Consider the following 14,452-nt stretch of genomic DNA (forward strand, 5'->3'; position numbering starts at 1 on the left):
TCCTTTTCGGTTTTCGCTCGGGTGGAGACCGCGACCGGAGTTGAACCGGTTTGACCCGCTTTGCAAGCGGTTCCCTGGCCGTTCGGGCACGTGGTCGGAGAGGGGGATCGGAAATCGGGGTCGGAAAATGGCGCCGGAAATGTCACGAAAAAGTCACGGAAAACGAAAAAGCCGCCCTGATCGGTCTCCCGACGGGCGGCTCCGTGCTGCGACGCGTTCTGGGCGCGTCACGGCGTGGAGCCTGGTGTCTCGGCAGCGTAAGGCAGGCGCCGAGCATCGCCCGCGATGCCGAAGCACCCCGGACAAGCCTTGCGCTCTTCGCCGCCGAACATTCTCGTCACTCCTCGGTTGGTGGTGTACCACCACATCATGACCGACCTCGCGCGACGGCGTCAACGGTGATAATTCGCCCGGCGAACGACCTCGCCGGCCCCCGAAAATGTTTCGCGGGGCCGTCCACGCGTCCACAGTGGACGGGACGGCCCCGCACCTCCCCGGTCGGCGGGTGCTCGCCACCCGACGGCCGGAGGGAACCTACTTGCAGCGCTTGCCACCCTCGACCGACGGCCACCACGTGCCCAGGGGCGGCGCCGGCGTCTTGGCCCAGGTGATCTTCGCGCACTTGCCCTCGCTGCGGGCCTTCTTCGCGGTCACGACCAGCGCCGCGATGGCGACGCCGCACGCGAGGTTGCCCGGCGTCGGGATGTTCTTGCAGACGCGGATCGCGGGCGCGCCCTCGGAGATCAGCTTCGTGGCGCTCTTGCTGAACACCCAGCTGCACGCGAAGAACCCGCAGTCGAGATCTTTGACGGCGGGCGCCGCGGACGTGGGGGCCGGCGCGACGAGCAGGCTCGCGGCCACCAGTGGCGCCGCCAGCAGAGCGGCCCGGAGATTCCTCATGAAACGCCCCTTCCTGATCGCGTTTGTCCGAAATGGAGCATCCCGCGCGTAGGCGCCGATGTCTGCCCCTGCAAGGTTCTTACGCCCGAAGGGGTGACCGTCCACTGTGGCGGTTTCAGCGGGCCCGGTAGAGCTCGCTCAGCAGCGCCACCGCCGCGTGTGTGGCCGGATGGGGGTCGTGGCCGTGCCAGATCAGCCGTACCGGAACGGGGGCCGCGTCACGCACGCGGCGGTAGGCGATGCCGTCGCGGCGGTACTGGGTCACCGTGGAATGCGGTGTGACGCCGACGCAGCGGCCGGTGGCGATGGCGGCCAGCCAGTCGTCGATTTCGTGAGTGGGCTCCACACGCGGGCGCTCCGCCTCCGGCCACAGGTCGGTGGTCGTGGTGCCGGTGCGGCGGTCGATCACCAGGACGCGCGGGCTGAGATCGGCGAGCGTGACGGTGCGGCGGCGCGCGAGCGGGTCGTCGGTGGCCATGGCGCAGTAGCGGGCCTCGTGGCCGACGATCGCGTGCGCGTACTTGCGGGTGTCCACGACGGTGCGCACGACGGCGAGGTCGCACAGCCCTTCGGCCAGACCGCCCGTGGCGGTGTTGGTGCGGACCAGCAGCAGCTCGATGTCGGGGTGGCGATCGGCCCAGCGGCGCTGGAACTCGGCCGTGTGGCGGCCCATCGCGGACCACGCGTGGCCGACGCGCAGCCGGGTGTGCCCCGTCGTGGCCTCGCGCACGAGTTCTTCGGCCTCGGCCAGCAGGTGCCGGGCGCGGGCGAGCACCTGCACACCGGCCGTCGTCGGGGTGACGCTGCGGCTCGTGCGGTGGAGAAGTCGCACGCCGAGCGCGGATTCCAACGAAAGAAGTGTGCGCGACACCGCTGCTTGGGAGACTCCGAGCTCGATCGCCGCGTCCGTGAACGTTCCCGTGTCCACGATCGCCACCAGGCACCGCAGGTGCCGCAGCTCCAGATCCATGACTCCAGCGTATGCATGCCGCGATGAATGCATTTTGCGCATGCACGGCCGTGCCGCAGGCTCGCCGGCATGACCCAGGACAATCGCACCGGCGTGGCGTTGATGTTCGGCGGCGCGACCGCGAACCAGCTCGGCGCGGCCACCGCGGCGCTGGCGTTCCCCGTGCTCGGGCCCGCCGGCGTGGTGGCCGTGCGCCAGTGGGTGGCCGCCGTGCTGCTGCTCGCCGTGGGACGCCCGCGGCTGCGGTCGTTCACCGCCCGCCAGTGGCGCCCGGTCCTCGCGCTCGCGGCGGTGTTCGCGACGATGAACCTCTCGCTCTACTCCGCCATCGACCGGATCGGGCTCGGGCTGGCCGTGACGCTGGAGTTCCTCGGCCCTCTCGCCGTCGCGCTGGCCGGCTCGCGTCGCCGAACGGACCTGGCCTGTGCGATTGCTGCCGCCACGGCTGTCGGAATACTCACGCGGCCGCGGCCCAGCACCGACTACCTCGGCGTCGCACTCGCGCTGGTCGCGGCCACGTGCTGGGCCTGCTACATCCTGCTCAACCGCACCGTCGGCCGCCGGCTGCCCGGCGTGCAGGGCTCCGCCGCGGCGGCGGGCGTGTCCGGCCTGCTGTACCTGCCCGTCGGGATCGTGGTGTTTTTCCACCACCGCCCCACACCGGCGGCACTCGGTGCGGCGCTCGCTGCCGGGGTGCTGTCCTCGGCGCTGCCGTTCCTCGCCGACGTGCTGGCGCTGCGGCGAGTCCCGACTCGGTTCTTCGGGGTCTTCATGAGCGTGAACCCGGTCCTGGCCGCGCTCGTGGGCGAAGTGGTGCTCGACCAGCGGCTCGACGCCCCGGCATGGGCGGCGATCGCGGTGATCGTGGCGGCCAACACGGCGGCGGCGTGTCGGGTGAAGGGCGCGAACTCGGGCGCCGTACCGTCGATGCAGGAGGTGGCGGATGGTGCGGATGTCGGACCGCGCGTGGCCGTCGACGGTGATCCCGAGCGACGAGCACGAACGCGCGCAGGCGACCGGTGTCCTGTTCCGGCGCATGGGCTGGGTGACGGAGACGCTGACGCGTGACGAGCGCGAGGACGTCGAGCGCCAGCTCGAGTTCTGGTACAGCAGCGGCTACTGCCCCGACGCGCTGCTGATCGCACTCAGCACCCTGCCCGACGGCACGCGCCAGCGCCCCCGCCACTCCGCCGAACGTCCCGGCGGCTTCCTGCGCTCGCGGCTGGAGGGCTGGTTCAACGACGCGGCGCAGGCCGCGATGACCGAGGTCCATGAGCCGCCGCGGCGCGGGCAGTCGTTCGAGGCGTGGTTCGAGAACAACCGCCGCCAAGCCGCGGCTGAGGGCACGGGCCGCCGGCGCCCGCGAGTCACCGAGGCGGGGCAGAGCGCGCGTGATGAAGCTCGAACATTCGCGGCGTCCCGGCGCAAAGATCCGCTCGCGCGCCTGCGCGAAAGTGAACAACGCCGGGCCGCGGCGCTCGACAGCCTGCGCGTGGAGGGTGCCGCCGCACCTGTGATCCCGGCTTCCCCGCAGGAGACGCGCTCGACCCCGCGGATGGTGGCGTCGTTCGCGGCCCGCCAGTCCGTGGCGGCGAGGTCACCTCAGGTGGTGCGAATCGTCCAAAGGTTGCGCGAAGAGAAACGCGGACCGTCGCCGGCCGAACTCGCCGTGCTGCGCAACGCCGTCCGCGACGCCCACCACAACGCCGGCCTCGGCACCCTCGAAGCGGCGAGCGCGCAGATCGGCGACGACACCTCGGCGCTCACCCCGGAGGGGTTGCGCGTGTTGTCGTTTCTCGACCACGCGGACGAGAGCAAGTTGCCGGTGGAGGCGATGATCCGCCTGCTCACCCTGACCGTCGACGAGACGGCGACTCCCGAGACCGCAACTCCCGAGACGGCCACCCCGGGGACCGCCGCTCCAGAGCCAAACCCGGAGCAGGACTAAGCCCGCGCCGCACACTCCGCGCACAGGCCCCACCACGTGACCTCGGCCTCGTCGATCGTGAACCCGGGCGCCGACGACGGGTGCAGGCACGGCGCCGAGCCCTCGGCGCACGGCACGTCCTCGATCCGGCCACAACCGCGGCACACCAGGTGGTGGTGGTCGTCGTGCCGGTCGAGCTCGAAGCGCGCGGGCGAGCCGGCCGGTTCGAGCGTGCGCAGCAGACCGACGCCGACGAGGTCGTCCAGCACGTTGTAGAGCCCTTGCCGCGACAGCCCGCCGGTGCCGGCCTCGACGGCCGCCGCGATCTCGGCGGCCGTGGTGTGCGGGTGGTCGCGCACGGCACCGAGCACCGCCCGGCGCTGGGCCGTGTTCCGCAGTCCCCTCCGCTTCAGCTGGACCGCGAAGTCATCCATGACCCGATGGTAACTTCGCACCACTCGGTGACACCGATCGAGGGACCCGGGTCACACCTGACCCCGAACGGCCTGCTCAGGCCCCGTCCTCGTCGCCGACGCCGAACGACTGGCGCCGCCGCGCGATGGCCCGCAGGTCCGCTTCGATCTCGCCGGCGCTGCGGCGCAGCGGTTCGAGCAGCTGCCCGCGCATCTCTTCTTTCGAACGCCGGGTGGAGTGCATCGAGACGTTCAGCGACGCGTACACCTGCCCGTCCTCGTGCCGCAGCGGCACGGCGATCGAGCGCAGGCCCAGGTCGAGCTCTTGGTCGACCAGCGCGTAGTCGTCGGCGCGCACGCGGTCGAGGATCGCGCCCAGCTTCGCCGGGTCCTTCACCGTGCGCGGCGTGAACGGCTGCAGCTCGACGCGCTTCAGGTACTCCGCACGCCACTCTTCGGGCTGGAACGCGAGCAGCACGCGCCCCATCGACGACGGGTGCGCCGGGATCCGGCTGCCGATCGTCACGTTGAGCGCCATGATCCGCCGCGCGGGCGTGCGGACCAGTCCGACGTAGACGATCTCGTCGTCCTCGAGCACGCACAGCGCCGCCGAGTCGTCGACCTCCGCCACCAGCTTGTCGAGGTGCGGCCGCGCGACCTCCGCGAGGCCCTGGCTCGACAGGAACGCGTTGCCGAGCTCGAGGATCCGCGGCCGCAGCCAGAACCGCTTGCCGTCGGTGTGCACGTAGCCGACCTCGGCGAGCGTGAGCAGGAAGCGCCGCGCGGCCGCGCGCGTGACGCCGGCGAGCTCGGCCACCTCGGTCAGCGTGAGCTCCGGCCCGTGCCCGTCGAACGCGCGGATCACGGCCAAGCCGCGTTCGAACGACTGGACCAGGTCGCCCTTGCTGATCGGGCCCGGTTTGTCGGCCACTGCCGGTCACCTCCTGAATCTGCTTCGACCCGAAACTCTCGCACGGTCCAGGCCACCGCCGCCGTCCGCCTCGATTCTTGACAGTCCGACGGCGGCGAGGCATGGTTTGTGCGAGCTACGGAAACTTGTTCGACCTCCGCACAAACTAGAGCACACTCAGAGACGACCCGTAAAGGGGTGTCCGTGGATCCGACGACAGAGACGTCGCTCCGGACGGCCGGGGCCTGCCGACCACAGGCGGCCCGGCCGTGAGCGCCGGTCTGCGCGCGCTCTTCGGCCCGCGCTCGGTCGCCGTCGTCGGTGCGCGCGAAGCCGAGGGCAACCGCGGCGGCACGGCCGTGCGGTTCCTGCGCAAGTTCGGTTACGCGGGCGAGGTCTTCCCGGTTCATCCCTCGGGCGAGCCGGTGGCCGGGTACGCCGGCTACCGCGGCCTGGCCGACCTGCCGTGCGCGCCGGACCTGGCGATCGTCGGGGTCGGGGCCGCGCGTGTGCCGGACCTGGTGCCGCAGCTGGCCGAGGCCGGCGTCGCCGCGGCGATCCTGTGGGCGGGCGGCTTCGCCGAAACCGGGAACGCGGGCTTGCAGGAGCAGGTCACCGAGCGGGCACGCGCCGCCGGGATCCGGCTGCTCGGCCCCAACTGCCTGGGCGTGGTGAACACCGCCCTCGGTTTCACCGGCACGTTCGCCTCGTGGCTGTCCGGTGTGGACACACTGTTGCCGGGACGGATCGGGATGGTGAGCCAGAGCGGGGGCCTCGCCGCGTCGGCGCACTCGTGGGCGCAGGCGGCGGGCACCGGCTTCGGGCACATGATCAGCACGGGCAACGAGGCTGACGTCGGCGCCGTCGAGGCGCTCGCGTACCTGGTCGACGACCCCGGGACCGCGGTGCTCGCGTGTTACCTCGAAGGTCTCACCGACGGCGCAGGGCTGGTCTCGGTTCTGCGGGCCGCGCGGCGTGCAGGCAAACCCGTGGTGGTGCTCAAGGGCGGACGCTCCGCGGTGAGTGCGCAGGCGATCGCCGCGCACACCGGAGCACTCGCGGGGCAGGCGCGGATCTGGGACGCGGTGCTGGAGCAAGAAGGCGCTGTGCGGGTGACCTCGGCGCAGGAGCTCGTGGAAGTCACGTCGTTCCTCGCCGCCCAAGCCGATCGGCCGCTGCCGGGGCGCCGGGTCGTCGTGGTGAGTCACGGTGGCGGGCAAGGGATCGTGGCCGCGGACCTCTGTTACGACGCCGGGCTCGAGGTGCCGCTGCTGAGCACGGCGACGCGCCGGCTGCTGGCGCCGTTGCTGCCGTCGATCGCGTCGAACCGCAACCCGATCGACCTGACGCCGGAGGCGTTCACGCGGACGGAGTGGCGGAAGACGTTCCCGGAAGCGTTGCGGCTACTGGCTTCCTGTGGCGAGGCCGATGTGGTCCTGGTGCAGCTGGGTGCGATGAGCGCGGCGGCGGGGGAGGAGCTGGCGCTCGCGCTGTGCGAGGCGCACGACACCGGACCCGCGACGCTCGCAGTGCACTGCAAGGGTTTTCCGCCGACGGCCGAGGCGTTGCTGAAGGCCGAGGGGATCCACGTGTTCGCCGAGCAGGCCTCGGCGACCGTCACGTTGGGGCGAGTGGCCGCCGCGGCGCGCGACGTCGGCGCCGAGTCCGCAAGGCTTGTCGCCGACGCGGTGCGGCACAGGCCACGCGGTGTTCCGCACGCGGTCGACGGGCAGGTGTTCCCCGAGCACGAGGTGCACCGGTTGCTGGCCGAAGCCGGGCTGCGTACTCCGCGAGGTGTCGTCGCGCCGTCGGCAGAAGATGCCGTGGCGGCGGCGCGGGACATCGGGTTTCCGGTGGTGCTCAAGGTAGTGTCGCCGGAGGTCACGCATCGCGCCGACGCCGGGCTCGTCCGGTTGGGACTGTCCGATGAGGACGCCGTCCGGAAGGCGCACGACGAGTTCACGGCCGCGATCGCGCGGCTGGGCCTGACCGGTGCGTCCTGTTTCGTTCAGGAACAGGCGGAGTCCGGAACCGAACTTTTCGTGTCCGTGTTCCGAGATCCCGTGTTCGGGCTCGTCGTGTCCTGTGGTGCGGGTGGTGTGCTCGCCGAGCTGCTCGACGACGTCGCGTTCGCCACCGTGCCGCTCGACGAGCGGAAAGCGTTGCGGCTGCTGGAGAAACTCCGGTTCACACGACATCCGAAGGGGCTCGACCTCACCGTGGCCGGCAAGCCGGCGGCGGAGTTCCTGGTGGCGTTCGCGGAGTTCGCCCGGGGCCTGCCTTGGGCCCGGTTCGTGCTCGAGCTCAACCCCGTCTCCGTCACCGCGGCCGGCGCGATCGCGCTCGACGGTCTGCTGATCGTGGAGCGTTCTTCGTTGGTGTGAGCGAAAAGCCACATCGGGTGCGCCAGATGTTCGTTTCACAACAGAGATCTGTTCGAATATTGACACCGCTGCAACGCGCGCTTAACGTCGCAACCACTTCCCCGCACTTCACGGCCGCGAGTCCGCGGCTCTCCCCGGACAGGTTGGAGCACCAGTGGCGAAGGCAGACGCGATCCCGGACTACGACGACCTCCCTACCAAGGGCGGGTTGCCGTGTTCCTGGGGGCTGTGGGGCCCGGACGACAAGCTGGGCTGCCTCAACCTGATCACCGAGGAGCACGCGGCCGAAGCGGCCCGGGGCGTGCGGCGTGGCGCGGTGTTCTCGCTCAACTGGCGGATGGACCTGCCGAGCCCGGCTTTCTTCGGCCGGCCCAACCTGCGCCACGAGATCGTGAAGTCGACCACCTCCACCTCGCTCAACGACGTGCTCCACGACTGGAACACCCAGGCTTCGTCGCAGTGGGACGGATTCCGGCACGTGGAGCGCGTCGGGTTCGGCAACTACAACGGGATCCCGAGCGAGGAGCACGGCGTCCACGTGTGGGCCGAGCGCGGGATCTTCGGCCACGCGGTGCTCGCCGACGTCGGCCGCTACCGCGAGCAGGTGGGCCGGCCGCTGGACTACCGCACGTCCGACCCGATCGAGGTGGCCGACCTCGTGGGCGCGCTGGAGAGCCAGCAGGTGGAAGTCCACAGTGGAGACATCCTGCTGGTGCGTACCGGCTGGACGGAGTGGTACGAAAGCCTCACCGCGGACGAACGCGCCGGGATCGCCCCGATCCCGGCTCTGCGCACGCCCGGGCTGCGTCCGGTCGAGGACATGGTCCGCACGCTGTGGAACCGGCGCCTCGCCGCCGTCGCGGCGGACAACCCGGCGCTCGAGATCTGGCCGCCGGGCGCGCTGCTCGAACCCGGCGAAGAAGCCGAGGCCATCAAAGCGGATCCCGCCCGGCGCCACGAGATGATGCTGCACCCGCGGCTGATCCCCATGCTGGGCATGCCGATCGGCGAGATGTGGGACCTCGCCCGGCTCGCCGAGGACTGCGCGCGCGACCGGGTCTATCGGTTCCTGCTCGCGTCGGCCCCCATCAACCTCCTCCACGGCGCGGCCTCCCCGGCCAACGCCCTGGCCGTCAAGTGACCCCGCTGCAGACTGACGAGGACGAAGCGATGACGCTCTCCCAGACCACAGACACCCTGCCCGCGCGGATCGTCGTGGACGACCTGACCGTGACGATGCAGCTCAAGGACCGCAGCTTCGACGCGGTGCAGAACGCTTCGTTCACGATCGAACCTGGGCAGACGCTCGCCATCGTCGGCCCGTCGGGCTGCGGGAAGACGACGCTGCTCAACGTGCTGGGCGGTTTCACCGGTGCCACTACGGGCGAGGCCCTGATCGACGGCGCGCCCGTCGGTGCTCCCGACGAGCACCGGGCCACCGTGTTCCAGGCCGACGCGGTGTTCCCTTGGCTCACCGTGCGCGGCAACCTCGAGTACGGCCCGCGCATCCGCCACGCACAGGACGCGGCGTCGAAGGCTCGCACCGAACACTTCCTGCAGGTGCTCGGGCTCGAGGCGTTCGCCGACGAGTTCCCGAAGGTGCTCTCCGGTGGCATGCGCAAGCGAGTGGACATCGGGCGTGCGTATGTGAACAACCCGCGCACCATCCTGCTCGATGAGCCGTTCGGCGCGCTCGACGAGATCACCAAGGAACAGCTGCAGGACGAGCTCGTGAACCTCAGTGTGAGCGACCCCAAGACGCTGGTGTTCATCACCCACGACATCGAGGAAGCGATCTTCGTGGGCGACATGGTGGCGGTGATGACCCCGCGGCCGGGGCGCATCCGCAAGATCATCGACGTGCCGTTCGCCCGGCCGCGCCCCGAGAACGTCCGCATGGAACCCGCCTTCCAGGAGCTGCGCCGCGAGATCCAGTCGCTGCTGCGCAACGAGTGAACCCGCCGTCCCCGCCCGCCGAACACTGCCCGCCGAACAAGGCCGTTCGAGAGTGAGAATCCCATGACCCAGCTCGACACGCCGCCGGTGCGGACCGCGCGGCCGTCCGCACGGCCGCGCCGCCGCCTGGATCTGCGCATCCTCAGCGTGCTCGCCGTCGTGGTCGTGCTCGCCGCGTGGTACCTGCTCACCGACCTGCTGAAGGTCGTGCCCGACCTGTACTTCCCGTCGATCGCGTCCACGATCGAGGCGGGCAAGACGCTCGGGAGCAACCTCGCCCTGGACTTCGGGTCCACCGCGTACCGCATGCTCTTCGGCTGGGTGATCGGGTGCGCCCTCGGCGTGCTCGCCGGCCTGATCATGGCGCGCAGCCGCATCGCGTACTTCTCGGTCAACCCGCTGATCGAGATCATCCGGCCGGTGCCGCCGATCGCGCTGATCCCGTTCACGATCCTGTGGTTCGGGCTCACCGACACCCAGCGCATCGCCCTGGCCGCGCTGCCGTGTTTCATGACGCTCGCCGTGACCACGATGGAGTCGGCGAAAAACGTGAACCCGCTGTTCGTGCGGGCCGCGCAGTCGCTGGGCGCCTCGCCCAACCAGATCTACCGCACGGTGGTGCTGCGCGCGATCCTGCCGAACCTCGTGGCGTCGCTGCGGATCGCGGCCGCGCTGGCGTGGGCCGTGGTGGTGTCGGCCGAGTACCTGGGCGCGCAGAACGGCATCGGCTACCTGATCCTGCAGGCGAGCAACTCGCTCAACACGTCGGTGGTCCTCATCGGCACGGCGACCGTGACCATCGGCGCGTTCGTTTTCGATCAGATCCTTCGCCTGGTGACGAAGTTCCTCACCCGCTGGGTCGACCGGATGTCCTGATCCGCTCACCCCTCTTTCGTTCCCCACCGAATTCCGTCAGAAAGCGAACACCCGATGAGGATCAGCAAACGTCTCCGCCTCGGCGGTCTCCTGGTCGCAGCCGGGCTGCTGGCGAGCGCTCTGACCGCGTGCGCCGGCTCCAGCAGCGAAGGCGCGCCGATCGAAGGCTGCGCGAAGACCACCAACATCCAGATCGCGACCACGCCGTACCAGGACTCGCTGATCATGAGCCTGGGCAACCAGCTCGGGTGGTACAAGCAGGCCTGCCTGAACGTGACGTTCCAGAACGTGGCGCTCACGAACATCTCGAAGATCGTCGCGAGCGGACACGGCGCGCCGGTGGGCTGGCGCACGTCGTCGGAGATCAACCAGGCACAGCACCTCGACTCCGACCTGATCTACCTGTACCCGTGGGACATCTGCAGCAGCTGCTCGGCGCTCATGGCCCGGCCGGGCACCGGGCTGAAGAGCTACACCGAGTTCAAGAACTCCGGCATGAGCCGGGAAGCCGCCATCGCCGCGGTGATCAACGAGCTGCACGGCAAGTCGATCGTCACGACGCTCAAGAACAGCCGCGCCGAGGTGATCCAGAGCGCGATCCAGTCGCAGGGCAAGCCGCTGGACTGGGCGAGCTACGTGGACCTCGACCCGGCGAGCGGGTACACCGCGTTCCTCTCGGGCACGGGCGACACCTACATCGCCGGCCTGCCGCAGCAGCAACCGTTGGCGGACAAGGGGTACAAGAACCTACTGACCGGCGCGGAGCTCTCCCCGCCGCCGCTCAACGGGTTCCTCACCACCAAGACGTACTGGAACGAGAACAAGGACGCGCTGCTCTCGCTCATCCACGTCACGTTCATGGCCATCCGCTACACCGACGCCAACCGCGACGCCGTGGCCAAGTACGTGTCCGACACTTACAACAAGCAGACCGGCAGCACGCTCACGGTCGCGGACTTCAACCGCTACTGGCAGAACCTCGAGACGTATCCGACCAACGCGGGTGACGCCCAGAAGAAGATGTTCACGCCCGGCGCCCCCGCGTACTGGCGGACGATCTGGGACGAGGACAACAACTACTTCCACACGATCACCCACATTATCCCGGAACCGGCGCCGGCGTCGGCGTTCCTGGGCGAAGAGGTGCAGAAGGCCTACGTCGCCAAGTACGGAGCGGACGAAACGGGGTGGACGAAGCCGACCGGGAATCTGTGACAAAGGGGACAGAGTTTGTCGCCGCGTGAATGCGCGGCCGGGGGTTCGATCGAAGACGCTCGAGAGCTCCAAGAAGGGTGCACCATGTCCACACGTCGGAGATTCGCCGCCGTGGCGCTGGCTGCCGTCAGCCTCTGCGCCGCGCTGACCGCCTGCCGGGGAACCGACAGCGCGTCCGGCCCGGCCATCCAGGGCTGTGCGAAAACCACCAATATCCAGATCGCGACCACGCCGTACCAGGACTCGCTGGTGATGAGCCTGGGCGACGCATTGGGCTGGTACAAGAAGGAATGCCTCAACGTGACGTTCCAGAACGTCGCGTTCACCAACATCGCGAAGATCGTGGCCAGCGGAAAGGGTGCACCCGTCGGGTGGCGCACGGCGTCGGAGATCAACCAGGGCTACCACCTCGACAACGACCTGGCCTACCTCTACCCGTGGGACATCTTCAGCAACGGCTTCGCGCTGATGGGCCGGCCGGGCTCGGACCTCAAGACCTACGACGAGTTCGTGAAGGAAGGCAAGAGCTCGAAGGACGCGATCACCGCGGTGATCGACGAGATCCACGGCAAGTCGGTGATCACGACGCTGAACAACAGCCGCGCCGAGGTGATCCAGACGGCGCTGCAGGCCCAGGGCAAGGCGCTGGACTGGGTCAAGTACACGGACCTCGACCCGGCGAGCGGGCTCACGGCCTACCTGCGCGGTGACGGCGACACCTACATCGCCGGCATCCCGCAGCGCCAGACGCTGTCGGACCGCGGGTACAAGGTGCTGCTGGCCGGCACGAACCTGTCGCCGCCGCCGGTCAACGGCTACATCACCACCAAGTCCTACTGGAACGCCAACCAGGACGCGCTGCTGAAGCTGATCCACGTGACCTACGAGGCGATCCGCTACACCAACGCGAACCTCGACCAGGTCGCCGCGTACATCTCGAAGACCTACAACAAGCAGACCGGCTCCACGCTCACGGTCGACAACTTCAAGGCGTACTGGCAGAAACTCGAGACGTACCCGGTGAACGCGGGGGAGACGAAGGCGCAGATCTTCACTCCGGGCGGGGTCGCGTACTGGAAGGCGACCTGGGACCAGGACAACCGGTACTTCTTCGACGACATCCACTCGATCCCCGGCCCGGCCCCCTACGACGGCTACCTCGGCGAGACCGTGCTGAACGCCTACATCGCCAAGTACGGCACCGACGAGAAGGGCTGGGACCAGCCGACGGGGAGCCTTTCGTGAAGGGCTTCGAAGCGATCCCGGAACTGTTGCGCCGTGGGGGCACCACGACCGTGTTCAGCATGGTCGGCAACACCAACGTGCCCTGGATCGGACACGGGTTGAAAACCGGCGCACTTCGCCTGGTGAAAACCCGACACGAGGAAACGGCCGTGAACGCGGCCGAGGGGTACAGCCGCAGCCGCGGTGAGATCCCGGTCTGCAGCGTGACGCAGGGGCCGGGCTTCGCCAACGCGCTCAACGGGCTGATCTCGGCGACACGTACGCACGTCCCGATGTTGTTCGTCGTCGGCGAGTCGCCGGCGACGAAGGTGAAGACCACGATGAACATCGACCAGCGTGCGTTGTCTGACCTCGCCGGGGCGGGTTTCCACCACGTCGCGGAGGTTTCGCAACTGGCCGGGCGGTTCGGCGCGGCGCTGGCGGCGGCCCGGTGGAACGGCTGCCCGCAGGTCGTGAGCATCGCCGACGGAGTGCTGACGGCGGAGGTCGAGCTGCCGGCGGACGAACGTGGCGAGGTCACGGCCGCGGTTGCGGACCCGGCCGCAGTCGCGTCCACTGTGGATCTCCTGGCTTCGGCGCGGCGGCCGCTCATCCTCGCCGGGCAGGGTGCCTTGCTCGCCGGCTGCGAGGCCGAGCTGGCCGAGCTGGCCACGCTCACCGGGGCGCAGACGGGGACCACGTTGCGGGCCAACTGGTTCTTCGCCGGCCGCGAGGGCAACCTCGGCCTCTGCGGCAACTGGGCGCCCGCGCTGGTGCGCAAGGCACTGGCCGAGGTGGACGTGGTGTTCGCGGTCGGGGCGTCACTGAACACGTGGACGACGGGCGACCGGCAGGTGTTCCCGGCGGCGCGGTTCGTGCGGTGCGACGTGGACCCCGCGACGGTGCCGGCGGGCGCGGACCCGGAGGTCTCGCTGTTCGGTGACGCCAAAACGGTGGTGCGCGCGGTGCTCGACGCCTGGCGGGCGCGCGGGTTCACCGAGCCGAAGCCCGTGGTGGCGCGGCCGACGGTGGCGGAGGTGCAGGAGTCGGTGCGGGCGGTCGACGTCGGCCACGACCCGGCACGCGGGCTGGACCTGCGAGAGGTGTTCACGGCGTTCGACGAGCACCTGCCGGCCGGGCGCGTGGTGGTGACCGATGCCGGACGCAGCCTGAAGACGTTGCCGACACTGGTGCGTGCGGAATCGGCCAGGCAATGGTTGATCGGCAACAGTTTCGGTTCGATCGGGCGCGGTCTCGGCATCGCGATCGGCGCGGCCGCCGCGCGGCCGGCCGACCCGGTGGTGCTGTTCTGCGGCGACGGCGGCTTCATGATGGCCGCCCAGGACCTCGACGCGGTGCGGCTCAACGGGCTGAGCCTCACCGTCGTGGTCACCAACGACGAGCAGCTCGGTGCCGAGGCCAAGTACATCGACCAGTACGACCTGCCGGCCGAGATGATCCGCCAGACCCTGCCCGATGTCGCGCACCTCGCCGCGGCGTTCGGCGGGACCGGGCGCGTGGTGCGCACCCGGGAGGAGCTGGCCGAGGCGGCGGCCGACTCCCGGCCGGGGCTCACGCTGCTGGACGTGCGCATCGATCCCGTCATCGATTGTGCGGCCGCGTTGAAGTAGCCACACCCGGGCGGGGCGCCCTGGGCGAAAACCGCCCCACGATGTT

Annotated in this window: 13 protein-coding genes and 1 tRNA gene; 9 read left to right on the top strand and 5 right to left on the bottom strand. The window is 69.9% G+C overall.

The genetic code is table 11. From position 1 onward, the window contains the following. Window positions 1-22: 22 nt before the first annotated feature. From ABZU76_RS22445 to ABZU76_RS22455, 3 genes are all read right to left on the bottom strand, one after another. Window positions 23-96, bottom strand: a tRNA-Cys gene (locus ABZU76_RS22445). 438 nt (window positions 97-534) lie between these two features. Then, window positions 535-900 carry a hypothetical protein gene (locus ABZU76_RS22450; RefSeq protein WP_354872606.1) on the bottom strand — a complete coding sequence of 122 codons (366 nt, stop codon included), beginning with the start codon at window positions 898-900 and terminating at the stop codon, window positions 535-537. Between the two features lie 115 nt (window positions 901-1,015). Beyond that, window positions 1,016-1,870 carry a LysR family transcriptional regulator gene (locus tag ABZU76_RS22455; protein WP_354872608.1) on the bottom strand — a complete coding sequence of 285 codons (855 nt, stop codon included), beginning with the start codon at window positions 1,868-1,870 and terminating at the stop codon, window positions 1,016-1,018. A gap of 69 nt (window positions 1,871-1,939) precedes the next feature. Between ABZU76_RS22455 and ABZU76_RS22460 the strand changes: the two genes are divergently transcribed. Beyond that, on the top strand, window positions 1,940-2,938 hold the full coding sequence (locus tag ABZU76_RS22460; RefSeq protein WP_354872610.1) for an EamA family transporter: 999 nt from the start codon (window positions 1,940-1,942) through the stop codon (window positions 2,936-2,938). Continuing rightward, window positions 2,823-3,818 (top strand): hypothetical protein, encoded by a 996-nt coding sequence (locus ABZU76_RS22465; protein ID WP_354872806.1) that lies wholly within the window; start codon window positions 2,823-2,825, stop codon window positions 3,816-3,818. Before ABZU76_RS22460 ends, ABZU76_RS22465 begins: the two co-directional genes overlap by 116 nt. Here ABZU76_RS22465 and ABZU76_RS22470 read toward each other — a convergent pair. Together ABZU76_RS22470 and ABZU76_RS22475 are read right to left on the bottom strand one after the other, a co-directional pair. Next, the gene (locus ABZU76_RS22470; protein ID WP_354872613.1) at window positions 3,815-4,231 is read right to left on the bottom strand and encodes a Fur family transcriptional regulator; all 417 of its coding nucleotides are present in this window, start codon (window positions 4,229-4,231) and stop codon (window positions 3,815-3,817) included. The two genes, ABZU76_RS22465 and ABZU76_RS22470, sit on opposite strands and share 4 nt — an antisense overlap. A 76-nt stretch (window positions 4,232-4,307) precedes the next feature. Continuing rightward, complete coding sequence (locus ABZU76_RS22475; RefSeq protein ID WP_354872615.1) at window positions 4,308-5,141, bottom strand: IclR family transcriptional regulator C-terminal domain-containing protein; 834 nt, start codon at window positions 5,139-5,141, stop codon at window positions 4,308-4,310. A gap of 248 nt (window positions 5,142-5,389) precedes the next feature. On the opposite strand from ABZU76_RS22475, the gene ABZU76_RS22480 reads away from it, so the two are divergent. The 7 genes from ABZU76_RS22480 to ABZU76_RS22510 all read left to right on the top strand — a co-directional run bounded on the left by ABZU76_RS22480 (window position 5,390) and on the right by ABZU76_RS22510 (window position 14,406). Further along, the gene (locus ABZU76_RS22480) at window positions 5,390-7,504 is read left to right on the top strand and encodes an acetate--CoA ligase family protein (protein ID WP_354872617.1); all 2,115 of its coding nucleotides are present in this window, start codon (window positions 5,390-5,392) and stop codon (window positions 7,502-7,504) included. Window positions 7,505-7,658: 154 nt separating this feature from the next. Next, window positions 7,659-8,645 carry a cyclase family protein gene (locus tag ABZU76_RS22485; protein WP_354872619.1) on the top strand — a complete coding sequence of 329 codons (987 nt, stop codon included), beginning with the start codon at window positions 7,659-7,661 and terminating at the stop codon, window positions 8,643-8,645. Between the two features lie 29 nt (window positions 8,646-8,674). Further along, entirely contained in the window at window positions 8,675-9,460 is a 786-nt protein-coding gene (locus tag ABZU76_RS22490) for an ABC transporter ATP-binding protein (RefSeq protein ID WP_220239151.1), read from the top strand. A 63-nt stretch (window positions 9,461-9,523) separates the two neighbouring features. After that, the gene (locus ABZU76_RS22495; RefSeq protein ID WP_220239152.1) at window positions 9,524-10,336 is read left to right on the top strand and encodes an ABC transporter permease; all 813 of its coding nucleotides are present in this window, start codon (window positions 9,524-9,526) and stop codon (window positions 10,334-10,336) included. Between the two features lie 54 nt (window positions 10,337-10,390). Further along, complete coding sequence (locus ABZU76_RS22500) at window positions 10,391-11,551, top strand: hypothetical protein (protein WP_354872622.1); 1,161 nt, start codon at window positions 10,391-10,393, stop codon at window positions 11,549-11,551. Between the two features lie 84 nt (window positions 11,552-11,635). Next, window positions 11,636-12,796 (top strand): hypothetical protein, encoded by a 1,161-nt coding sequence (locus tag ABZU76_RS22505; RefSeq protein WP_354872624.1) that lies wholly within the window; start codon window positions 11,636-11,638, stop codon window positions 12,794-12,796. After that, complete coding sequence (locus ABZU76_RS22510) at window positions 12,793-14,406, top strand: thiamine pyrophosphate-binding protein (protein WP_354872627.1); 1,614 nt, start codon at window positions 12,793-12,795, stop codon at window positions 14,404-14,406. The genes ABZU76_RS22505 and ABZU76_RS22510 overlap by 4 nt, the downstream gene beginning before the upstream one ends. The last annotated feature ends 46 nt before the right edge of the window (window positions 14,407-14,452 follow it).

The organism is Amycolatopsis sp. NPDC005232, assembly GCF_040607795.1.
Classification (GTDB): domain Bacteria; phylum Actinomycetota; class Actinomycetes; order Mycobacteriales; family Pseudonocardiaceae; genus Amycolatopsis.

Coding starts and splice junctions, on each gene's coding strand:
- ABZU76_RS22450 (WP_354872606.1), bottom strand. CDS start 900: ATGAGGAATCTCCGGGCCGCTCTGCTGGCGGCGCCACTGGTGGCCGCG.
- ABZU76_RS22455 (WP_354872608.1), bottom strand. CDS start 1,870: ATGGATCTGGAGCTGCGGCACCTGCGGTGCCTGGTGGCGATCGTGGAC.
- ABZU76_RS22460 (WP_354872610.1), top strand. CDS start 1,940: ATGACCCAGGACAATCGCACCGGCGTGGCGTTGATGTTCGGCGGCGCG.
- ABZU76_RS22465 (WP_354872806.1), top strand. CDS start 2,823: ATGTCGGACCGCGCGTGGCCGTCGACGGTGATCCCGAGCGACGAGCAC.
- ABZU76_RS22470 (WP_354872613.1), bottom strand. CDS start 4,231: ATGGATGACTTCGCGGTCCAGCTGAAGCGGAGGGGACTGCGGAACACG.
- ABZU76_RS22490 (WP_220239151.1), top strand. CDS start 8,675: ATGACGCTCTCCCAGACCACAGACACCCTGCCCGCGCGGATCGTCGTG.
- ABZU76_RS22495 (WP_220239152.1), top strand. CDS start 9,524: ATGACCCAGCTCGACACGCCGCCGGTGCGGACCGCGCGGCCGTCCGCA.
- ABZU76_RS22500 (WP_354872622.1), top strand. CDS start 10,391: ATGAGGATCAGCAAACGTCTCCGCCTCGGCGGTCTCCTGGTCGCAGCC.
- ABZU76_RS22505 (WP_354872624.1), top strand. CDS start 11,636: ATGTCCACACGTCGGAGATTCGCCGCCGTGGCGCTGGCTGCCGTCAGC.